Source organism: Streptomyces sp. CB02400 (genome assembly GCF_001905725.1).
In the GTDB taxonomy this organism is placed as follows: Bacteria; Actinomycetota; Actinomycetes; order Streptomycetales; family Streptomycetaceae; genus Streptomyces; species Streptomyces atrovirens.
In genome coordinates this window covers 1-21,816 of record NZ_LIWB01000021.1, presented here as the reverse complement: position 1 = coordinate 21,816, position 21,816 = coordinate 1, and the positions used below count along the sequence as shown (strand labels likewise).

The window sequence follows — 21,816 nt, the reverse complement described above, 5'->3', positions numbered from 1 at the left end:
GTCATCTCAGCGTTCCGTAAGCGTGACGTCAGGGCAAGAATACAGACCGGCCGCAGAGGCGACGAAGTTGTCGAACGTCTCTCCGCGGACCTTCGAGACCCGATCGTGTTCGTCCGAAAGGGCACTGGCGTACTCCCGGTTCCAGTGAGCGGCGAGGAACACGTCACCCTCAGCGCAGTGCAGAACGGCTTGGTCGATGGCGGCGATACCATGACCGTTCGGCAGCTCGCGGAAACCGTGAGTGTCCTGAAGGGCTGCGTCGACCATGTTCTGGTCAGAGGTCGCCGTGAAGGAGACGGTGGCCCCGGCACTGCCGGACAGGGTCAGATCACATGCCCACACGTCCTTCGCGCCTTTGCTGATCTGCTCCTGATCGGGTTCGGCGACACCGGTGAGCACGGCGTCGTCGGGCAAGGAGAAGCCCGGCAGTCCGCACACCTTTCCGGCATCCGTTGTACGCACACCGTCGGGTGCGGCGAGCTCTGGTGACTTTTCCAGAGCCGGGGTGGCGCACCCGGCGTCCGCGGCAACTCTCCGGGCGGCGCGAGCCAGGAGGAGTGCCAGTCCTTCTGGCTCGGCCTGGCCCTTCGTCATGGTGGCTTCGACGGCGGACACGCCGTTGCCGTCGGGTGGGATGACGCGAGTTCCCCGGATGTTGCCCACCTTGCCCCAGCACGACTTCGGCAGGACGACGTACCCTCCGGTAGGGGCCACGGCTCCGGTCGTTTCGCCCTTGAAGTAGGAACGTGCGCCGGGGTTCTTCCACACATGAGTGGTGTACGGAAAGGTCCCGTCCTCGTTCGCGGTCGTCAAGGTGACTTGCTGGTCCGTGTTCCCGAGGAAGCGACTGGTGCGCTCGATTACGCACGTGAATTCCGGCTCGCCGGGGGCGCTTTGTACGCGCCCTTCCGAGACCCGGCCCGAGGAATTCAGGGCACTCTGTGCCTCCCTGGATTCCACCCGCTGGTCGCAGAATGATGCCGACCCCAGCACATTCGTGTTCTGCCATATGTACGTAGAAACAAGAGCAGTGACGGAAAGTAGCGTTCCCGCAGTGATGAGCAGTGACTTCTTCCTGCGTGGGCTGGGGGACATGTGTGTATCGGTTCCTTGTCTCGGGCCTGGTCTCAGCGGGATCGCAGAGCTTCGTACGCGGTCTGCCGTCCGGAAACATAGCTCTGCTGGGCCTCGCCGGCGGCGTCCTCAGCAATCTCTGGGGCCAGGTTCCGTTCCTCGCTCCACCTGTCGAAGTAGCGGTCGATGTTGTCTTGCGCTACGTCGTTGCTCCGGTTCAGCTCCTCCTTGGCCAAGGAACCCTCTTCTGCCTGTACTCCCGCCAGCCAGTTATTGAGAGAGATGTCCACCAGGCGTTGAGACATGTCTCCTACTATCGGGATGTTGGTGATCATGCCGCCACCGATGTGGTAGCCGTAGAACCGTGTATCGGTTGCCTCGGAAATCTTGTCGTCGTGCACGTCCATCTTTACGTCACCGCCGACGGCGTTAAGGGCACCAGTGACTTCGCCGTACTTGCGGGCCTCGTTCAAGGCGGCGGTGGCGTTCGGGAAATCCTTGTCCATCAGTTGCTCGGACATGTAACCCTGTTGTGCATGATAAATGCGCTCGAAGTTTTGGATGTCGTCTGCCTCCGATACGCCACGCATCATGCGTATCAAGCTGCTGCGGCTGTTCTGAATCTGAGACTCGTCGCCATTCTCGTAGGCGTCCGCCTTGCCGGCGCGACCGCCCGGGGCGTCGCCGTTGATGGTCTCCACGACATCCGGTGAGTAGTCGGCAAGTGCCTGGGAGAGGGGGGCGCGCAAGGAGGCGTACTCGTCACCGGCCAGCAACTCGTCGGCCTTCCCGGTGCGCGGCTCCTTCTTGTCCTCGCCAAACGTGCCGTCAACGTGTCCGTAATCCAGAAGGTTGACCGTCTCGTGCATGACACGGGCCTGCGCGGCCGTGTGACGACCGAACTCGGTTCCTTCGGCACCCGCCACGTTGCCCGTGGCGCCTGCCGCCAGGGCGAGCCCCAGTCCTGCTCGTACGTCCTGGTCGAAAGTGTCGTCACCCGTCACCTGGACCTTGCCCTGCCAGCGAGTGGTGTCGACATGGTCCCAGTCCCGCTCCGTGAGCAGGTAGGAGAGATTGTCGTTCTTTCCGCCGGGGCCGGGATCGAGGTAACTGGTGGCCGTTTCAGGGTCCTTGGCCATGATGCCCAGCACGCCGTCGAGCGGATCGTTCGCGAACCAGCCGTCTTCCTTTCCGCTGAAGCGGCCAGTGAGATCCCATATGTCCGGGTTCCCTCCTTGCTTCTTGTCTTCGGCAGCTCGGATGTCGGTGGCCAGGTCTTTGAGGAACTGCCCGGAGTATCCGTTCCCTTCCTGCATCAGAGTGACCAGGCTCTGGTAGCCACGTACTTGTTGGCCGTGCCCGACACCGACCGAAATCTTCTGAGAGGCGACGTCGAGATCGAATTCCTGGACACCGACCCGCTGCATGTCGGTGCGGAACTTCTTGTAGAAAGCGGAGTCGGGGTTCTTCGTTGCCGTCGCCAGGGAGTTGGCCAAGCCCTCCTGGAGACCGGCGAATGTTCCCTTGTTCTTTCCGTCGTGGCTGAGCGTGCTGAGTCGGTTGGTGAGCTCCATGGTCCCCGAAGCGCCCAGACCGTTGAGAAGGGTTTGAGAGAACTCTTTACTCTTGGCGTTGTCGCGGAAGGCGCGGTCGAGTTCGGCGAGTTCGGTCGCGGAGACCTTCTCGCCTCCCGCGAGCCGGGTGGCGATGTCCTCGGCGTTCTCGGCCTCGTACTTCTCGATGTCGCCCTTGGCCTGGCCGTTGAAGCCGTTGAACGTGCCGTCCTGGAGGTTCGAGTCGACGACGACGGCGTTGAAGGCGATCTCGACGCCCTTGTCGGCGTCGGTGGTGTCCTTGACGAGCTGGTCGATGCGGTCCTGCCAGGAGCGGACGCTCTTGCGGACGCTTTCCTGGTAGTCGGGGTCGTGGTGGTAGGCGTTGCGGGTGCCTTGGTCCAGGAGTTGTGTGTCGTAGGAGACCCGGCCTTGGTCGGACACCTTCATGCCGGCGTCGACGGCTTCCTGGCGGGCGGTTTTGAGTTTGCTCCGCAGGTCGGTGAACTGGGTGTGTGCGTCGCGCAGGAGGGAGGCGATGGCTTTCGCCTCGGTCTGGGCGTTCTGGTATTCGGTGAGGGTGGTGTCGAAGCGGCGGTTGGCGGCGTCCGCGCTCAGTCCCTGCCAGGAGGGGCCCATGGAGATGCCGTGCACGTCCCGCTTGTAGGCCTTCTCCTGCTTGCCGAACTCCTTGGCCATGTGGTCCCAGGCGTCGGCTGCCGTGGTGAGCGTGGCCAGGTCGGTCGTCATGATCTCGTGGTACGTCGGCATGGGTCCCCGTGATGCGCGTTGACGTGAACGGTCGAAGACGGCAGCGGACGGATCAGAAACCGTCCAGACTGGACGACTTGCGGATGCCCAGCCCGATGCCGAAGTCGGTGTTCTGGAACAGGATGTTGGTGCTGCGCAGGGCTTCCTTCTCGGATCCCAGGCGGTTCATCAGGTTCTGCACCTGCTCGCCCCAGGTCTTGTGCGCCTTCTTCAGCGCCGTCGAGGTGACCCACCCGTGGCCGTCCTTCGCGGCGAACGCCTTGACCGCGGCGCCGGTCTCCTCGTCGGCCCAGTCGCCGGCCTTGCGGGTGTCGGGCTCGAGGTGCTCCTCGATGGCCCGCGCCGCGGCCTTCTTCTGCGCGGGGCTGGACGCCAGGTCCTTCGGGCCGCCGCCCACGGGCCCCGGCGAACCCCCCGGATCGGCCGGGTACTGGTTCAGCCGCATACCGACCGACTGCCCGACCTCACCACCGTTCCCCTGCGGCTCGTTCGCCACGTCTTCCGCCCCCGTCCACTCGATTGGCGTGCACCGGCCAGGCTAACAACCCGGCCGTTTCCAGCGGATCACCGGGGCGCCGCCTGCCGGCTTCCGCTCGTCGCGGCGTACGTGCGGCTCAGCGACGGCCCGCACAGGGGAGGCATCAGCCCGCGTCGACCTCCTCACGGAACTCCTCCATGGTCATGACCTGGTCGGCCTTCGGAAGGACGATGCCGGCCTCCTTGCCGAAGTCGGCGTACGTCGTGTGGCTCTCGCGCCCGTCGCGCGTCGACTCCGTCTTCAGCAGACGAGCAGGGTCCTCTTCGCTGATGTAGTAGACGTCCGAAGTGGACCCCGATGCCGCGGTGACGGCCCGGGCCGGCACTCCCTCGATCTCGGTGTCCTTGTCGGGAGCGAATGTGCCGGGCGGTACGGCGAAGTAGGCTTCGCACCCCTGTCCGCTCTCCGTGGTCACATAGGTGTCGTCGAGCCGGTCGGGAACGGTGATCTGTACGCCCTTGGACCCCAGGCTCTTGGCCAGCAGATCCGCACTCGTATAGGTGACGCCGTCCTTGCAGTACATATCTCCCCCGATCCCGACGAGCTTGATGTGCAGGCCCTGGGAAGGGTTCCACCGGATCTCCTGCAGCCCTTCGTCGAAGGCGGTGGTCGTGCCGATGCCGCTGAAGGGTGTCTTCCGCATGGTCTCGTTCACTTGCTCGATACGGGCGTCGGCGGAAGTCCCCCCGAGTGCAGCACCGCTGGTCGCCGTGGGGGAGGGGGACGTGCTGTGCTCGTCCTCGTCCTTGTCGGAAGCAGTGCCGCAGGCCAGTACGGTCGTGGCGAGCAGTGCCGTGAGGACAGACGCACGCCGCACTGCACGGGCGCGCGTCGATCCCGTGTCCGTGCGTGACAGAGGGGTGTCGCTCATCGGCGGAAACACTTCCTTGAGTCGTCGGGCCTGGTCGTCACTGTGGCCTCTCCCGTGACGGAGGGCCCGGACGGCGAACGTCGTACCGTCCTTCGGCCCCGTACGCGTACCGTCCCCGGCCGTCACAGTTCCTCCTCCGCCAAGAGTCCCGTCTGGACCAACGGCCGCCCCCGTCGCCGGGAGACGAACACGCCCCGCCCCGGAGGCATCGGCCGCGGCCGGACCCCGCCCAGGACGTCCCCCTCGGTCGGGTCGCCCGCCAGGACGACGCCCTGGGCGCCCAGTTCCTTGATGCGCTGCATGAACGACTCGTACGAGGCGCGGCTCGCGCCCGCCGTGGAGCGCGCGATGACGAAGCGCACGCCCACGTCCCGGGCGAACGGCAGCAACTCGGTCAGGCCGCTCAGCGGGTTGCCGCTCGACGTGGCGACGAGGTCGTAGTCGTCGATGACCACGTACACCGTCGGGCCCCGCCACCAGCTCCGGTCCCGCAGCTGCTGGGCGGTCACGTCGGCGGTGGGAGTGCGCCGCTTCATCAGGTCGGCCAGGGCCGCCATGTGGTGGTCCATGTCGTTGGACATCGGGATGTACTCGGCGAGGTGGGTGTCCGGGGTGACACCCAGCAGGGAGCGCCGGTTGTCCACGACGAACAGCTTGCACTCGTCGCCCGGGTAACGCGCGGTCAGCTGCTTGATCAGCAGACGCAGCAGGTTCGACTTGCCGGACTCGCTCTCACCGAAGACCAGGAAGAACGGATCCTGGTCGAAGTCGACGAAAACAGGCTCGAGGTTGTTCTCGTCGAGCGCGAAGGCGACACCGCGCCGCGGGAAACGGTCACCCGCAGGCAGCTGCTCCGCCGGGAACTCGCGCGGCAGCAGACGTACCTCGGGGGCACCCGGTGACTGCCAGTGCCGGGACACCTCGGCCGCCAGCGCGGAGGTGGCGTCCGCCAGGTCGGTGTCGGAGGTCAGGCCGTCGATGCGCGGCACCGCCGCCATGAAGTGCAGCTTCTGCGGCGACAGACCGCGGCCGGGCACACCGGTGGGGACGTTCGCGGCCACCTTCCGGTCCAGCTCGGAGTCCATGGTGTCACCCAGCCGCAGCTCCAGCCGGTTCAGCAGGTTGTCCTTGAGCGCGGACCGTACCTCCATCGAACGGGAGGCCGAGAGGACCAGGTGGATGCCGTAGCCGAGGCCGCGGGCGGCGATGTCGGTGACCACCTGGTCGAGGGCCTCGTAGTCGGCACGGAAGTTGGCCCAGCCGTCGATGACCAGGAAGACGTCGCCCCACGGCTGGTCGGTGACCGAGATGTCGCCACGGGCACGCCGGGTCCGGAACTCGGCGATGGAGGAGATGCCCGACGCCCGGAAGTACTCCTCGCGGCGGGTCAGGACACCGTAGACCTCCGCCACCGTGCGCCGCACCTTCTCCGGATCCAGCCGGGAGGCGATGCCGCCGACATGCGGCAGCCCGGCCACCGCCGCCATGCCGCCACCACCGAAGTCCAGCCCGTAGAACTGCACTTCGTGCGGTGTGTGAGTGAGCGCGAAGGAGCAGATCAGCGAACGCAGCAGCGTCGACTTGCCGGACTGCGGACCGCCGAGGATCTGCATGTGCCCCGCCGCGCCCGAGAAGTCCACCCACAGCGGGTCACGACGCTGCTCGTACGGTTTGTCGACGAGGCCGACCGGAACCACCAGCCGTCCGGCACCCTCGTAGCCGGGCTGGGTGAGGCCCCGGCCCTCGACGGCGGTGAGGCCCGGCAGCAGCCCGTCCAGCGACGGCGGACTGTCCAGCGGGGGCAGCCACACCTGGTGGGCCGCCGGACCCTGGGCCTCCAGCCGGCGTACGACGACGTCGAGCACGGTGTCCGCCAGCGCGTCGTCCACCTCGTCGGGGCCGCCGGCCGGGCTCGTGCCCTGGCGGGGCACCGGCACGTACCGCACCGGCACCTCCGCCGCCGTGAACAGCACCGGCCGCCGGTCCACCGGCAGCGGGCCGCCCACGGACGTGTCCCGCCGCCCTCCGGAACGGTAGACGCCCGACACGTACGCCGCCTTGAACCGCACCATCTCGTCCGTGCCGAACTTGAGGAACCCCGAACCCGGCACGTTCGGCAGCTCGTACGCGTCCGGCACGCCCAGCGCCGCCCGCGACTCGGCGGCGGAGAAAGTGCGCAGGCCGATGCGGTACGACAGGTAGGTCTCCAGGCCGCGCAGCCGTCCCTCCTCCAGCCGCTGCGAGGCCAGCAGGAGGTGCACGCCCAGCGACCGGCCGATCCGGCCGATCTGCACGAACATGTCGATGAAGTCGGGCTTCGCCGTCAGCAGTTCGCTGAACTCGTCGATGACCAGCAGCAGGGAGGGGATGGGCTGGAGCGGTGCACCCGCCGCGCGTGCCTTCTCGTAGTCGTGGATGTTGGCGTAGTTGCCCGCGTCGCGCAGCATCTCCTGACGGCGGTTGAGTTCCCCGCGGATGGAGTCGCCCATGCGGTCGACGAGAGTCAGGTCGTCCGCCAGGTTGGTGATGACCGCCGCAACGTGCGGCATCTGCGCCATACCCGCGAAGGTGGCGCCGCCCTTGAAGTCCGCCAGGACGAAGTTCAGGGTCTCGGAGGAGTGGGTGACCGCGAGGCCCAGCACCAGGGTGCGCAGCAGCTCCGACTTGCCGGACCCGGTGGCACCGACGCACAGGCCGTGCGGGCCCATGCCCTCCTGGGCCGCCTCCTTGATGTCGAGCATCACCGGCCGGCCGTCCTCACCGACCCCGATCGGCACCCGCAGCCGTTCCGCCTGCGACCGAGGCCGCCAGGTGCGCCGGGTGTCGACGGAGGCGGCGTCGCCCAGGTTCAGCAGATCCGTGAACTCCAGGTTCGCCAGCAACGGTTCGTCGTCGTCTCCGCCCGAGGCCATCCGCAGCGGCGCCAGCTGGCGGGCCAGCGCCTCCGCGGACTCGTACGACAGGACGTCGGGCGTCCCTTCGTAGACGGCGCCGTGCGCCGACTCCAGACGCAGCGAACGCGGTCCCACGACGACGGCGAGGTCGCCGCGGAGACCGGCCGTCTCCCCCTCGACGACCTCGACGACCGTCACGCCCTGCAGGCCCTCGGGACTCGCCAGCATGGAGTCCGGCGGCAAGGACACGCCGTCGAGGACGACGACGAGGTGCGGGACGTCCGGCTCGGGCGCGGCGTTCGGGTGGAAGCGGGGACGTCCGGTCAGCCGCGGGGCCAGTAGGTCCTCCACCTCACGGGGATCACCGCCGATCAGCCGGCGGGAGCCGGCACCGTCCGCGACGCCGGACAACTGTACGTGCGGCAGCCACTTGGCCCACTCCCAGTGCGCCAGCTCCTCCCGGCCCGCCACGACCGCGACGATCAGGTCCTCGGGGGAGTGCAGAGAGGCGAGCGAACCCGTCAGCGCCCGCACGGAGGACCGTACGGACTCCGGTTCACCGCCGAGCGTGACGTGGTAGAAGGCGCGCAGGGAGACCGCCATGGGCAGATCGTCCAGGGTGCTGTGGACCGAGACGAACCGCTGCATCGCGCCCGCCGTGAGCGGCTCCAGCTGATCGACCGGGCCCGTCTCAGGGGCGACCAGAGGGGTGGCCAGGGGCTGCGGGCCGAGGCCGATGCGCACCTGGGCGAAGTCCTCGTCGCCCGGCCTCCGTTCCCACACCCGGCTGCCCTCGGCGACCAGCGCCCACAACTGCTCGGGAGAGGGGTGGAGGTAGTACTGGGCGTCACGCTGCGTTTTCGCCGTCTCCTGGACGATCCGACGGGTCTGCGACAGGTAACCCAGGTAGTCACGGCGCAGATCGGCGAGCTGGCCCTGGGAACCGCGGCGGAAGCGGACCACCATGGCGATCGTCATGGCGATCGTCGACGCGATCATCACCATGCCCATGATCCGCATGAACGGCTGCCCGCTGGTGAAGAAGAAGACGACCGAGCCGCCCATGCCGAGCGTGGGCAGCAACTGCATCAGCACGCTTTCGTGCTGGTTCCGCGGCAGTTCGGGCGGCGGCTGCACCACCACCTCGCCCCCGGGCACCCCCGGCGGCAGTGCCCGCGGCGGGCGCTTCACGACGATCTGGCTCACTGCTCACCAATTCCCTTGCCGACCCGCCGGGTTTGCCGTCCGCCACCCCGTGTCAGGCGGACGAGGGCCGCCGCGTGATCCTACTGATCGCACCGTGTACCGCCGGACGGTAGGGTGCCGGATGGCCCGTGTGAGCACACGCGGACCCGGCCGGATACGGGGCATTCCACGCGATGTGGCGCAATGCGGAGCGCCGGTCCCGGTCGGATGGCCTTGCTCCGCCGTCCTGCCGCAGGTCCTGTGACGGACGTTTCGGAGGAGGAGGCCGCAGGGTCTTCACATCGCGGACACGGAAGCAGTATTGAGGGGGAGCAGCAGGTGAGCACGACGGCCTCCACGGCGGCCACCGGCACGGGCGGACCGGGCCGGGGGACTCCTTCCGGGACGGTGGCGGGGCTCGGCTTCTGCCGGGTCACGATCGTCGCCCCCGACAGCCGGATCGACGTGGCGCTCCCGGACGACGTGCCCGTCGCCGACGTCTACCCCGAGATCCTCCGGCTCTCCCGGCAGACCGCCGCCGAGGGCGCCCCGGTCGGCTACCACCTCGTCCGCCGCGACGGCACCGTCCTCGACAGTTCCCGGTCCTTCGCGGCGCAGCGCATTCTCGACGGCGAGCTCCTCGCCCTCCGCCCCTTCTCCGAATCGCTGCCGCCGGCCGTCTTCGACGACGTCTCCGAAGCGGTCGCCTCCGCAGTGACCCGGGACCGCTCCCTGTGGCGCGACGACCTCACGCGAGCGGCGGGCCTCGTCGGCGGCGGCTTGCTGCCCGCCCTGCTCGCCTTCGTCGCCTGGACCGCCGACCCGCGGCACGACATGCACAGCCTCCCCGGCATCCTCGCGGGCGTCGCCGGAGTGCTTCTCGTCGTTCTCGCCTGTGTCCGCGCCCGCGTCTACGACGACCGGGCCTCGGCCGTCGCGCTGGGCCTCGGAGCGCTCCCGAACGTGGGCGTGGCGGGCTCCGGCCTGTTGTCCCTCTCCGAAGGGCAGGGCATCGGGAAACTCCAGTTCCTGCTCGCCTGTGCGGCGGTGCTGGTGGCCTCGGTGATCCTCACCCTGTGCTCCCCGCGGGGCGACGGCCCGTTCGTCGCCTTCTCGGTCGCCTCGGGCCTCGCCCTGACCATCACTTTCGTGGCGCTCCTGAGGAACTGGACCCCGGCCGAGATCGCCGCCCTGTGCACACCCGTCGCCATCGGCGCCCTGGCCTTCCTGCCGGGCATGTCCATGCGTTTCGCCCGTCTGCCCGTCGGCTTCGAGGCACCGGACACCGCCCCGCGCAGCGTGTACACCGCCGACCCCGAACCGCATGAGCCGGTGGACGCCGGACGGGTCGAGGCCCAGGCCCGGCGCGGCCACGAACTCCTCGTCGGCCTGGTCGGCGGTTGTTCGCTGGTCGCGGTCGGCGCGGCCCTGGTGCTCGGCTTCTCCGCCGGTCTCTGGGCGCAGCTGCTGGCCCTGGCCACCGGCATCGCCCTGCTGATGCGCGCACAGCTGTTCCGCTACACCGCGCAGGTCGCCACCGTCCTGGTCGCCGGTCTCGGATCCTTGGTCGCGCTCGGCCTCGGACTGGCGCTCAACCCGCCGAACGCCTTGGTCCGTGACGCGCTGGCGGGGGACCGCACCGATCTCGACATCCGCACGGTCTGGCTGGTCGCCGCCATCGCGGTGGCAGCCGCGCTGATCACCGCCATCGGGCTGATGGCCTCGCGCAGCGGACTCACGCCCTTCTGGGGCCGCTTCCTGGAGATCGCCGAGGGCTTCGTCCTGCTGACGCTGGTACCGCTGGCACTCGCCGTCTTCGACGTGTACGAGTCGGTGCGGTCGATGACCGGTTGACGCGCGGCGCCCGGGAGGGCACCACACGCTCGTGTACCCTCCCGGACGCGCACGACGGTCACTCCGCCTCGGGACCCGCCGGCTCCAGGTCGAACTCCCCGTCCCGCGCCCCCAGCACGAAGGCCCGCCACTCCGCCTCCGTGTACCGCAGCACCGTGTCCGGGTCGAGCGAGGACCGCATGGCCACGGCACCGCCGGGCAGATACGCGATCTCGACCCGCTCCTCGTGCTCCTCGGTGCCCGGCGCGCCGTGCCACTCGACGCCGGAGATGTCGAGGGCGTAGAGCTCGTCCTTCTCCCGCTCCTTGCGTGCCTTGATCTCCTCAGCCGTCTCCGCCATGCCGCAGCGACCCCTTCCCGACGTACGAACTGTCCGAGCGCTCACCCTAGTGGCCTGCGACGTCCCGTCCGGCCGGTTCGGCGGACCGGGGGAAAGGCCCCCGCTACAGCCTGGTACGCTGAGTGACGGCCGTTTGTGTACGCACCCCCGGAGCGAGCTCGCCCTGGAGGCCGCGCCCAGCGGATCCCCGCCTTCCGAGTCATGGAAGACCCCCCGAGACGAAGACCGGGGGCGCTCGGTGGCCACTCACAGACTATGAGGAGTACGCGTGTCGCTCGACGCCGCAGTGAAGAAGCAGATCATCTCCGAGTTCGGTACCAAGGAGGGTGACACCGGCTCCCCCGAGGTCCAGGTCGCTCTGCTCTCCCGTCGGATCTCCGACCTGACGGAGCACCTCAAGACCCACAAGCACGACCACCACTCCCGCCGTGGTCTGCTCATCCTGGTCGGTCAGCGCCGCCGGCTGCTGCAGTACCTCGCCAAGAAGGACATCCAGCGCTTCCGTGCGCTGGTCGACCGCCTGGGCATCCGCCGCGGTGCGGCGGGCGCCAAGTAAGACGTCGTGAAGGGAGCGGTTCCCGGGGAAAGGGGACCGCTCCCTTTGCTGTACGTGCGGACTGTCACCGCACCTTTGTAGTGTGGTAGCACAACGCAATAGGTACGAACGACGCACGAGGAGAAGCGCACCTCGCCGCCGCCGGTCCTCGGTAGTGGCCCCCGGGAGAGTGAACCCCGGGAGCTTCGATCGAAGACCGGCCCGCACCAGCGGAGCGCTTCTCCGCCCCCGTCCCCTCCGCCACACGGGCGAGGCGGGACGTAAAGACGACAAAGTAACGGAGAAAACGCTAGTGGAGAACGAGACCCACTACGCCGAGGCCGTCATCGACAACGGCTCCTTCGGCACCCGCACCATCCGCTTCGAGACGGGCCGCCTGGCCCGCCAGGCCGCCGGCTCCGCCGTGGCCTACCTGGACGACGACACCATGGTGCTGTCGGCCACCACCGCCTCCAAGAACCCCAAGGACCAGCTCGACTTCTTCCCCCTCACGGTGGACGTCGAGGAGCGGATGTACGCCGCGGGCCGCATCCCCGGTTCCTTCTTCCGCCGCGAGGGCCGGCCCTCCGAGGACGCCATCCTCACCTGCCGCCTCATCGACCGCCCGCTGCGCCCGTCCTTCAAGAAGGGCCTGCGCAACGAGATCCAGGTCGTCGCCACGATCATGGCGCTCAACCCCGACCACCTGTACGACGTCGTGGCGATCAACGCCGCCTCCGCGTCCACGCAGCTGGCCGGTCTGCCCTTCTCCGGCCCGATCGGCGGCGTCCGCGTCGCGCTGATCAACGGCCAGTGGGTGGCGTTCCCGACGCACTCCGAGCTCGAGGACGCCGTCTTCGACATGGTCGTCGCGGGCCGCACCCTGGAGGACGGCGACGTCGCGATCATGATGGTCGAGGCCGAGGCCACCGAGAAGACCATCAAGCTGGTCGAGGGCGGCGCCGAGGCGCCGACCGAGGAGGTCGTCGCCGCTGGTCTGGAGGCCGCGAAGCCCTTCATCAAGGTGCTCTGCCGGGCCCAGGCCGACCTCGCCGCCAAGGCCGCCAAGCCGACCGGCGAGTTCCCGATCTTCCTGGACTACCAGGACGACGTCCTCGAGGCGCTCACCGGCGCCGTCAAGCCGGAGCTGGCCTCCGCGCTGACCATCGCCGGCAAGCAGGAGCGCGAGGCCGAGCTGGACCGCGTCAAGGCGCTCGCCGCCGAGAAGCTCCTGCCGGAGTTCGAGGGCCGCGAGAAGGAGATCTCCGCCGCGTACCGCTCGCTGACCAAGTCCCTGGTCCGTGAGCGCGTCATCAAGGAGAAGAAGCGCATCGACGGCCGCGGTGTCACCGACATCCGCACCCTGGCCGCCGAGGTCGAGGCCATCCCGCGCGTGCACGGCTCGGCGCTGTTCGAGCGTGGCGAGACCCAGATCCTGGGTGTCACCACCCTCAACATGCTCCGTATGGAGCAGCAGCTGGACACCCTCTCCCCGGTGACCCGCAAGCGCTACATGCACAACTACAACTTCCCGCCGTACTCCACCGGTGAGACCGGCCGCGTCGGCTCCCCCAAGCGCCGCGAGATCGGCCACGGCGCCCTCGCCGAGCGCGCGCTCGTGCCGGTGCTGCCGACGCGCGAGGAGTTCCCCTACGCGATCCGCCAGGTGTCCGAGGCCCTCGGCTCCAACGGCTCGACGTCCATGGGCTCGGTCTGCGCCTCCACCATGTCGCTGCTGAACGCCGGTGTGCCGCTGAAGGCCCCGGTCGCCGGTATCGCCATGGGCCTGATCTCCCAGGAGATCGAGGGCGAGACGCACTACGTCACCCTCACCGACATCCTCGGTGCGGAGGACGCCTTCGGCGACATGGACTTCAAGGTCGCCGGCACCAAGGAGTTCGTGACCGCCCTCCAGCTCGACACCAAGCTGGACGGCATCCCGGCCTCCGTCCTGGCCGCGGCCCTCAAGCAGGCCCGTGACGCCCGCCTCCACATCCTCGACGTGATGATGGAAGCGATCGACACGCCGGACGAGATGTCCCCGAACGCGCCGCGGATCATCACCGTGAAGATCCCGGTCGACAAGATCGGCGAGGTCATCGGCCCCAAGGGCAAGATGATCAACCAGATCCAGGAGGACACCGGCGCCGAGATCACCATCGAGGACGACGGCACCATCTACATCGGCGCCGCCGACGGCCCCTCCGCCGAGGCCGCCCGTACGACCATCAACGGCATCGCCAACCCGACGATGCCCGAGGTCGGCGAGCGCTACCTGGGTACGGTCGTGAAGACGACGACGTTCGGCGCCTTCGTCTCCCTGCTGCCCGGCAAGGACGGTCTGCTGCACATCTCGCAGATCCGCAAGCTGGCCGGCGGCAAGCGCGTGGAGAACGTCGAGGACGTCCTCGGTGTGGGCCAGAAGGTCCAGGTCGAGATCGCCGAGATCGACTCCCGCGGCAAGCTCTCCCTGATCCCCGTGATCGAGGGTGAAGAGGGCGCCTCCGACAACGACAAGAAGGACGACGCCGACAAGTGACGTCCCGTAGCGCCAAGGCGACGGCCCGCACCTCCTCGGAGGCGCGGGCCGTCGCCCGTACCCAAACCCTGATCAAGGGCGAGAACGGCATCGGTACGGTCCGCAGGACCACCCTCCCCGGCGGTCTGCGCATCGTCACCGAGACGCTGCCCTCGGTCCGCTCGGCGACCTTCGGCATCTGGGCCCACGTCGGCTCCCGCGACGAGACCCCGGCCCTGAACGGCGCCACCCACTACCTGGAGCACCTGCTCTTCAAGGGCACCTCCCGCCGGTCCGCCCTGGACATCTCCTCCGCCATCGACGCCGTCGGCGGCGAGATGAACGCGTTCACGGCCAAGGAGTACACGTGCTACTACGCGCGCGTGCTCGACACCGACCTGCCGCTCGCCATCGACGTGGTGTGCGACATGCTGACCGGCTCGCTGATCCAGGAGGAGGACGTCGACGTCGAACGCGGCGCCATCCTCGAAGAGATCGCGATGACCGAGGACGACCCGGGCGACTGCGTGCACGACCTGTTCGCGCACACCATGTTCGGCGACAACCCCCTCGGCCGCCCCGTCCTCGGCACGGTCGACACGGTCAACGCCCTCACCGCCGACCGCATCCGCCGCTTCTACAAGAAGCACTACGACCCGACCCACCTCGTGGTCGCCTGCGCCGGCAACATCGACCACAACAAGGTCGTACGCCAGGTCCGCGCCGCCTTCGAGAAGGCCGGCGCCCTCAAGAACGCCGACGCCGATCCGATCGCCCCGCGCGGCGGCTCGCGCGCGCTGCGCACCGCCGGCCGGGTCGAGCTCATCGGCCGCAAGACGGAACAGGCGCACATCGTCCTCGGCATGCCGGGCCTGTCCCGCACCGACGAGCGGCGCTGGGCCCTGGGCGTGCTGAACACCGCCCTCGGCGGCGGCATGTCGTCCCGCCTCTTCCAGGAGGTCCGGGAGAAGCGCGGACTGGCCTACAGCGTGTACTCGTACACGTCCGGCTTCGCCGACTGCGGCCTGTTCGGCGTGTACGCGGGCTGCAGGCCCTCCCAGGTGCACGACGTGCTGAAGATCTGCCGCGACGAACTCGACCACGTCGCCGAGCACGGACTCCCCGACGACGAGATCGAGCGTGCCATCGGCCAGCTTCGGGGCTCCACCGTCCTCGGCCTCGAGGACACCGGCGCGCTGATGAACCGTATCGGCAAGAGCGAACTGTGCTGGGGCGAGCAGATGTCGGTCGACGACATGCTGGCCCGGATAGCCTCGGTGACCCCGGACGACGTCCGCTCGGTCGCCCGCGACGTCCTGGGACGGCGGCCCTCCCTGTCGGTCATCGGCCCGCTCAAGGACAAGCAGGCGTCCCGCCTGCACGACGCCGTCGCCTGACCCATCCCGGTAAGGAAACAAGGAACATGAGCAAGCTGCGCGTGGCGGTCCTCGGTGCCAAGGGCCGGATCGGTTCCGAGGCGGTACGGGCCATCGAGGCCGCCGACGACATGGAGCTGGTGGCCGCCCTCGGCCGGGGCGACAAGCTGGAGACCCTCGCCGAGAACGGCGCCCAGGTCGCCGTGGAGCTGACCACCCCCGCCTCGGTCATGGGAAACCTCGACTTCTGCGTGCGCCACGGCATCCACGCCGTCGTCGGCACCACCGGCTGGACCGACGACCGCCTCACGCAGCTCGGGGGCTGGCTGGAGCAGTCCCCGGAGACGGGCGTGCTCATCGCGCCGAACTTCTCCATCGGCGCCGTCCTCACCATGAAGTTCGCGCAGATCGCCGCCCCCTACTTCGAGTCCGTCGAGGTCGTCGAGCTGCACCACCCGAACAAGGTGGACGCCCCCAGCGGCACCGCCACGCGCACCGCCCAGCTCATCGCCGAGGCCCGCCGCCGGGCGGGCAGCGCGCCCGCCCCGGACGCCACCACCACCGCCCTCGACGGCGCCCGCGGCGCGGACGTCGACGGCGTCCCGGTGCACGCGATCCGGCTGCGCGGGCTCCTCGCCCACCAGGAGGTCCTGCTCGGCGGCGAGGGCGAGACCCTCACCGTCCGCCACGACTCCCTGCACCACAGCAGCTTCATGCCCGGCATCCTGCTCGGCGCCCGCCGCGTGGTGACCACTCCCGGCCTGACCTTCGGCCTGGAACACTTCCTCGACCTGAACTGAGCCCGAGCCGACCCCATGCGCGCGAAGATCTCCTACGCCATCACGGCCGCCGTCCTGGTCGTCTACTTCGTCCTGGTCGGCAGCCGTGGCGTGCTGCTCATCAAGGCCGGCACGCCCCTCACCGTCACCTTCGGCGTGGCGGTGCTGATCCTGCCGGTCATCGGTGTCTGGTTCCTGTGGAAGAACACCGAGTTCGTCCGCGACGCCAACCGGCTCGCCGCCCTGCTCGACGCCGAGGGCGGCCTGCCCGTCGACGAGCTGAAGCGGCTGCCCAGCGGCCGGGTCGACCGCGGCTCGGCCGACGAGGTCTTCGCCCGCCGCAAGGCCGAGACGGAGGACGCCCCCGACGACTGGCGAAGCTGGTTCCGGCTCGCCGTCGCCTACCACGACGCCCGGGACACCCCCCGCGCCCGCAAGGCGATGCAGCGGGCGATCGCCCTGCACAAGACCTCTCACTGAGCGTGCGGGCCCGGAGCCCGGAGCCCCGGACCCGGGGCCGCTCAGTCGCGCCGGTACTCGGCGGCCCACGCCTCCACGGTGTCGGCCGCCCGGTCGAAGGCCAACTGGTCCCGCCCGAGGAAGTCCGCGTTGTGCGAGGTCAGCAGCGGCGCCGTCGACTCCGCCGAACGCCCCCGCCGGGCGAGGATCAGCGCCTGCCCCTGCACCGTCCGGGGCAGCCCCAGCCAGCGCACCGGCTGCTGCACCGTGCGCGCGGAGACGACCTGCTCCCAGGACGTCGTACGCGTGCTCACGAAGGCCACGTGGCGCACCCCCCGGGAACTCACCCACACGCCCATGCGCAGCAGCCGCAGAGCGCCGGCGACGCCGACCAGTGCGATGGCGAAGACCGTCCCGGCGGACGCCGGCGTCGCCGTCGCCGCGATGATCACCGCCGCGAACAGCACGAACGACGCGAGCAGCAGCAGGAGCGCCGCCGCCCCCACCCGCCACGGCCCGGGACGGTACGGGCGCCGCCAGCGGTCCCGGTCGTCGTACGGCAGGGCGACATCGTCCGCCGTGTCGAAAGCGCGGTCGGCCGTCAGGAAGGGCAGGGGCACGACGGGTCCTCACTCGATCCATGCGTCAGCAGTGCCCGGTGAGGCTATCGATCCGTGCCGCCGGTCACCACCCTCGGGGGTCCGGATGGAGCCGGTGGCCACGACCGGGGCGGCTCAGCGCCCCTCGGTCGCCTGTGACTGCTGTGTCCCCGACCCCGAGGGATCGGAGGACATCGCCGGCATCCCGATGACCAGGGAGCCCACCAGCCCGGCCACGAGGGTGAGCCCCAGCAGCCAGCGCCCGGCCAGCTGGCCGACGGAGGCCCGCTCACGGGGCGGTGGGGTGACATTGCTGCGGAACCTGTCGGCCTCGGCGACAAAGGCGAACGGTACGGGTTCGCGCCGACCGAACATCAGGGGTACGTCTCCTTCGGGATCGAACGAATCACTGTCACCGACACAGACGAACGACGGCCCCGAGAGGTGCCCACTTTCACCGAATTCGCAGAAGTTCACCGCCGTATGTCGCCTCCCGGCGCCGAAGACCCCGTTGTCGGTGCCGCGCCGTAGAGTGGGCGCCGCCCGAGAGACGTGATGGAAGGATCCCCCGCGCCGTGACCGACACCCCCGCCGACGACCTCAAGCCCGACTTCCGCAGCGACGTGACCGTCGAGCTGGTCAAGCACACCGCGTCCGACGCCGACGTGCTGTTCGCCGCCCGCGTCTCGACCATCGGCGAGCAGTCCCTGGCCGAGCTGGACAAGGACCCCGAGCGCTCCAAGGGCCTGATCAACTACCTGATGCGGGACCGGCACGGCAGCCCCTTCGAGCACAACTCGATGACCTTCTTCATCAGCGCCCCGATCTTCGTCTTCCGCGAGTTCATGCGGCACCGCGTGGGCTGGTCGTACAACGAGGAATCGGGCCGCTACCGGGAGCTCCAGCCGGTCTTCTACGTCCCGGACGAGTCCCGCAAGCTGATCCAGGAGGGCCGCCCCGGCAAGTACCGCTTCGTCGAGGGCACCCCGGCCCAGCAGGAGCTCGTCGGCCGCGCCATGGAGGACTCCTACCGGCAGGCGTACGAGGCGTACCAGGAGATGCTCGCCGCCGGCGTCGCCCGCGAGGTCGCCCGCGCGGTGCTCCCCGTCGGCCTGTACTCCTCGATGTACGCCACCTGCAACGCCCGCTCGCTGATGCACTTCCTCGGCCTGCGCACCCAGCACGAGCTGGCGAAGGTCCCGTCCTTCCCGCAGCGGGAGATCGAGATGGTCGGCGAGAAGATGGAGGCCGAATGGGCCCGTCTCATGCCGCTCACGTACGCCGCCTTCAACGCCAACGGGCGCGTGGCCCCATAGAACCGCAGCTCAAGCCCGCGAGCACACATGTACGGTTCAACCTCGCGAAGTGTCCGTATTGCGGCATTTCGTGAAGTTCATCTAGCCTGATCAAACGGGCCCGGTACTGCCTGAACCCCCGAGCAGGCAGTGCCGGGTCCCCCTTTTGTCCCACCCTGTCGCCTCCCCCGAGGGAAGACCCCGACCTGAGCAACGAGTAGCGTGTAACCCATGGCTCCGACCTCCACTCCGCAGACCCCCTTCGGGCGGGTCCTCACCGCCATGGTCACGCCCTTCACGGCGGACGGCGCACTCGACCTCGACGGCGCACAGCGGCTCGCCACCCACCTGGTGGACGCAGGCAACGACGGCCTGATCATCAACGGCACCACCGGCGAGTCCCCCACCACCAGCGACGCGGAGAAATCGGATCTCGTACGGGCCGTAGTGGCGGCGGTCGGCGACCGCGCCCAGGTCGTGGCCGGAGTCGGCACCAACGACACCCACCACAGCATCGAACTGGCCCGCGCCGCGGAACGCGCCGGCGCGCACGGCCTCCTGGTGGTCACCCCGTACTACAACAAGCCCCCGCAGGAGGGCCTCTACCGGCACTTCACGGCCGTCGCCGACGCCACCGGGCTGCCGGTCATGCTCTACGACATCCCCGGCCGCAGCGGCGTCCCGATCGGCACGGAGACGATCGTCCGCCTCGCCGAGCACCCGCGCATCGTCGCCAACAAGGACGCCAAGGGCGACCTCGGCCGCGCCGGCTGGGCCATCGCCCGCTCCGGCCTCGCCTGGTACTCCGGCGACGACATGCTGAACCTGCCCCTGCTCTCCATCGGAGCGGTCGGCTTCGTCTCGGTCGTCGGCCACCTCGTCACCCCCGAGCTGCGCGCCCTGGTCGAGGCGTACACCTCCGGAGACGTCCAGAAGGCCACCGAGATCCACCAGAAGCTGCTCCCCGTCTACACGGGCATGTTCCGCACCCAGGGCGTGATGACCACCAAGGCGGCGCTCGCCCTCAAGGGCCTCCCCGCCGGACCCCTGCGCGCCCCCATGGCCGAGTGCACTCCGGAAGAGATCGAGCAGCTCAAGATCGATCTTGCCGCCGGCGGGGTACAACTCCAGTAACCAGACTTCGCGCGACCGCTCGCGCAGACGGACTTCACAACTGAATAAGCGGGCCACCGGTGCCCGCGCCCCACACGACAACTGCTTCTGCACGAACGTCATGCGCGCCACGTGCCCCACCGGTACGTGGCGCGCGTGTTTGAGGAGAGTCTTTTGAGTCATCCGCATCCTGAACTCGGCCCGCCCCCGCAGCTCCCCGAAGGCGGCCTGCGCGTCACCCCGCTCGGCGGTCTCGGCGAGATCGGCCGGAACATGACGGTCTTCGAGTACGGAGGCCGCCTGCTGATCGTCGACTGCGGAGTCCTCTTCCCCGAGGAGGAGCAGCCCGGAATCGACCTGATCCTGCCGGACTTCTCGTCCATCCGGGACCGCCTCGACGACATCGAGGGCATCGTCCTCACGCACGGCCACGAGGACCACATCGGCGGCGTCCCCTTCCTCCTGCGCGAGAAGCCGGACATCCCGCTGATCGGCTCCAAGCTCACCCTCGCCCTCATCGAGGCGAAGCTCCAGGAGCACCGCATCCGCCCGTACACCCTCCAGGTGGCGGAAGGACAGCGCGAGCGCATCGGCCCCTTCGACTGCGAGTTCATCGCCGTCAACCACTCCATCCCCGACGCGCTCGCCGTGGCCATCCGCACGCCCGCCGGCATGGCGGTCCACACCGGCGACTTCAAGATGGACCAGCTCCCGCTGGACAACCGCCTCACGGATCTACACGCGTTCGCCAGGCTCAGCGAGGAAGGCATCGACCTTCTGCTCGCCGACTCCACGAACGCGGAGGTCCCGGGCTTCGTCCCGCCCGAGCGCGACATCTCCAACGTCCTGCGCCAGGTCTTCGCCGGTGCCCGCAAGCGGATCATCGTGGCCAGCTTCGCCAGCCACGTCCACCGCATCCAGCAGATCCTGGACGCGGCACACGAGTACGGCCGCCGGGTCGCCTTCGTCGGCCGCTCCATGGTCCGCAACATGGGCATCGCCCGCGACCTCGGCTACCTCAAGGTCCCGCCGGGCCTGGTCGTGGACGTCAAGACACTGGACGACCTGCCGGACAGCGAAGTCGTCCTGGTCTGCACGGGCTCCCAGGGCGAACCGATGGCCGCCCTGTCCCGCATGGCCAACCGCGACCACCAGATCCGCATCGTCGACGGCGACACGGTGATCCTGGCGTCGTCGCTCATCCCCGGCAACGAGAACGCGGTCTACCGCGTGATCAACGGCCTGACCCGCTGGGGCGCCAACGTCGTCCACAAGGGCAACGCCAAGGTCCACGTCTCGGGCCACGCCTCGGCCGGCGAGCTGCTGTACTTCTACAACATCTGCCGTCCGAAGAACCTGATGCCGGTCCACGGCGAATGGCGCCACCTGCGCGCCAACGCCGAACTGGGCGCCCTGACCGGCGTCCCGCACGACCGCATCGTCATCGCCGAGGACGGCGTCGCCGTCGACCTCGTCGAGGGCAAGGCCAAGATCTCCGGCAAGGTCCAAGCGGGATACGTCTACGTCGACGGCCTCTCCGTCGGTGACGTCGGCGAGCCTGCGCTCAAGGACCGCAAGATCCTCGGTGACGAGGGCATCATCTCGGTCTTCGTCGTCATGGACTCGTCCACCGGCAAGATCACGGGCGGTCCCCATGTCCAGGCCCGCGGCTCCGGCATCGAGGACTCCGCCTTCGGCGAGGTGATCCCGAAGATCACGGAGACCCTGGAGCGCTCGGCCCAGGACGGCGTCGTCGAACCCCACCAGATGCAGCAGCTCATCCGCCGCACGCTGGGCAAGTGGGTCTCCGACACCTACCGGCGCCGGCCGATGATCCTGCCCGTGGTGGTGGAAGTCTGACGGTCCGCCGGACCGCACGGACGAGCGAACCGGGAGCGGGGCGCCTCGATTTGCATCGGGGCGCCCCGCTCCAGTACGTTTACGACTCCTCCGGATCGGGCACCCGACCACCTCGTGCGTCGGAACCGCTGCCCGGCAGGGGAGGGGAAATCCGACTCAGAATCTCTGATAAAGTCGGAGCCGCCGGAAAGGGAAACGCGAA

17 protein-coding genes are annotated in these 21,816 nt (G+C 69.0%); 9 read left to right on the top strand and 8 right to left on the bottom strand.

The features are described 5' to 3' along the window. Nucleotides 1-6 precede the first annotated feature (6 nt). The 5 genes from AMK33_RS34395 to eccCa form a co-directional block, all read right to left on the bottom strand. The gene (locus AMK33_RS34395) at nt 7-813 is read right to left on the bottom strand and encodes a hypothetical protein (RefSeq protein ID WP_143203889.1); all 807 of its coding nucleotides are present in this window, start codon (nt 811-813) and stop codon (nt 7-9) included. Between the two features lie 314 nt (nt 814-1,127). Further along, entirely contained in the window at nt 1,128-3,377 is a 2,250-nt protein-coding gene (locus AMK33_RS34390; RefSeq protein WP_079195077.1) for a DUF6571 family protein, read from the bottom strand. Between the two features lie 73 nt (nt 3,378-3,450). Continuing rightward, nucleotides 3,451-3,894, bottom strand: a complete 444-nt coding sequence (locus AMK33_RS34385) for a hypothetical protein (RefSeq protein ID WP_383459830.1) — start codon at nt 3,892-3,894, stop codon at nt 3,451-3,453. Nucleotides 3,895-4,039: 145 nt separating this feature from the next. Further along, nucleotides 4,040-4,807 (bottom strand): hypothetical protein, encoded by a 768-nt coding sequence (locus tag AMK33_RS34380; RefSeq protein ID WP_073936938.1) that lies wholly within the window; start codon nt 4,805-4,807, stop codon nt 4,040-4,042. Between the two features lie 122 nt (nt 4,808-4,929). Further along, on the bottom strand, nt 4,930-8,907 hold the full coding sequence (eccCa, locus tag AMK33_RS34375; RefSeq protein ID WP_073936937.1) for a type VII secretion protein EccCa: 3,978 nt from the start codon (nt 8,905-8,907) through the stop codon (nt 4,930-4,932). Between the two features lie 318 nt (nt 8,908-9,225). Between eccCa and eccD the strand changes: the two genes are divergently transcribed. Next, on the top strand, nt 9,226-10,740 hold the full coding sequence (gene eccD, locus AMK33_RS34370) for a type VII secretion integral membrane protein EccD (RefSeq protein WP_073936936.1): 1,515 nt from the start codon (nt 9,226-9,228) through the stop codon (nt 10,738-10,740). 58 nt (nt 10,741-10,798) lie between these two features. Here eccD and AMK33_RS34365 read toward each other — a convergent pair whose 3' ends face one another. Further along, nucleotides 10,799-11,080: a DUF397 domain-containing protein gene (locus AMK33_RS34365; RefSeq protein ID WP_055570621.1), complete on the bottom strand. Its 282-nt coding sequence runs from the start codon at nt 11,078-11,080 to the stop codon at nt 10,799-10,801. A gap of 268 nt (nt 11,081-11,348) precedes the next feature. On the opposite strand from AMK33_RS34365, the gene rpsO reads away from it, so the two are divergent. From rpsO to AMK33_RS34340, 5 genes are all read left to right on the top strand, one after another. Beyond that, nucleotides 11,349-11,636 (top strand): 30S ribosomal protein S15, encoded by a 288-nt coding sequence (gene rpsO, locus AMK33_RS34360; protein WP_004924725.1) that lies wholly within the window; start codon nt 11,349-11,351, stop codon nt 11,634-11,636. A gap of 292 nt (nt 11,637-11,928) precedes the next feature. Then, entirely contained in the window at nt 11,929-14,154 is a 2,226-nt protein-coding gene (locus tag AMK33_RS34355; protein WP_073936935.1) for a polyribonucleotide nucleotidyltransferase, read from the top strand. Then, nucleotides 14,151-15,530, top strand: a complete 1,380-nt coding sequence (locus AMK33_RS34350) for a M16 family metallopeptidase (protein ID WP_073936934.1) — start codon at nt 14,151-14,153, stop codon at nt 15,528-15,530. The genes AMK33_RS34355 and AMK33_RS34350 overlap by 4 nt, the downstream gene beginning before the upstream one ends. A 26-nt stretch (nt 15,531-15,556) precedes the next feature. Next, entirely contained in the window at nt 15,557-16,309 is a 753-nt protein-coding gene (gene dapB, locus AMK33_RS34345; protein ID WP_073936933.1) for a 4-hydroxy-tetrahydrodipicolinate reductase, read from the top strand. Between the two features lie 15 nt (nt 16,310-16,324). Then, the gene (locus tag AMK33_RS34340; RefSeq protein WP_073936932.1) at nt 16,325-16,768 is read left to right on the top strand and encodes a hypothetical protein; all 444 of its coding nucleotides are present in this window, start codon (nt 16,325-16,327) and stop codon (nt 16,766-16,768) included. 41 nt (nt 16,769-16,809) lie between these two features. On the opposite strand, the gene AMK33_RS34335 is transcribed toward AMK33_RS34340, so the two are convergent. Together AMK33_RS34335 and AMK33_RS34330 are read right to left on the bottom strand one after the other, a co-directional pair. Next, on the bottom strand, nt 16,810-17,367 hold the full coding sequence (locus tag AMK33_RS34335; RefSeq protein ID WP_073936931.1) for a hypothetical protein: 558 nt from the start codon (nt 17,365-17,367) through the stop codon (nt 16,810-16,812). Between the two features lie 114 nt (nt 17,368-17,481). Then, entirely contained in the window at nt 17,482-17,721 is a 240-nt protein-coding gene (locus tag AMK33_RS34330) for a hypothetical protein (protein WP_073936930.1), read from the bottom strand. 200 nt (nt 17,722-17,921) lie between these two features. On the opposite strand from AMK33_RS34330, the gene thyX reads away from it, so the two are divergent. From thyX to AMK33_RS34315, 3 genes are all read left to right on the top strand, one after another. Beyond that, nucleotides 17,922-18,662 (top strand): FAD-dependent thymidylate synthase, encoded by a 741-nt coding sequence (thyX, locus tag AMK33_RS34325; protein ID WP_073936929.1) that lies wholly within the window; start codon nt 17,922-17,924, stop codon nt 18,660-18,662. Nucleotides 18,663-18,872: 210 nt separating this feature from the next. Next, nucleotides 18,873-19,775: a 4-hydroxy-tetrahydrodipicolinate synthase gene (gene dapA, locus AMK33_RS34320; protein WP_073936928.1), complete on the top strand. Its 903-nt coding sequence runs from the start codon at nt 18,873-18,875 to the stop codon at nt 19,773-19,775. A gap of 153 nt (nt 19,776-19,928) precedes the next feature. Further along, a complete protein-coding gene (locus tag AMK33_RS34315) occupies nt 19,929-21,614 on the top strand; it encodes a ribonuclease J (RefSeq protein WP_073936927.1) in 1,686 nt (561 codons plus the stop codon). Nucleotides 21,615-21,816 lie beyond the last annotated feature (202 nt).

Excerpts from the sequence above, each read along its gene's own strand:
- dapA (WP_073936928.1), top strand. The coding sequence starts at position 18,873 with ATGGCTCCGACCTCCACTCCGCAGACCCCCTTCGGGCGGGTCCTCACC.
- AMK33_RS34390 (WP_079195077.1), bottom strand. The coding sequence starts at position 3,377 with ATGACGACCGACCTGGCCACGCTCACCACGGCAGCCGACGCCTGGGAC.
- AMK33_RS34365 (WP_055570621.1), bottom strand. The coding sequence starts at position 11,080 with ATGGCGGAGACGGCTGAGGAGATCAAGGCACGCAAGGAGCGGGAGAAG.
- AMK33_RS34330 (WP_073936930.1), bottom strand. The coding sequence starts at position 17,721 with ATGTTCGGTCGGCGCGAACCCGTACCGTTCGCCTTTGTCGCCGAGGCC.
- AMK33_RS34340 (WP_073936932.1), top strand. The coding sequence starts at position 16,325 with ATGCGCGCGAAGATCTCCTACGCCATCACGGCCGCCGTCCTGGTCGTC.
- dapB (WP_073936933.1), top strand. The coding sequence starts at position 15,557 with ATGAGCAAGCTGCGCGTGGCGGTCCTCGGTGCCAAGGGCCGGATCGGT.
- AMK33_RS34380 (WP_073936938.1), bottom strand. The coding sequence starts at position 4,807 with ATGAGCGACACCCCTCTGTCACGCACGGACACGGGATCGACGCGCGCC.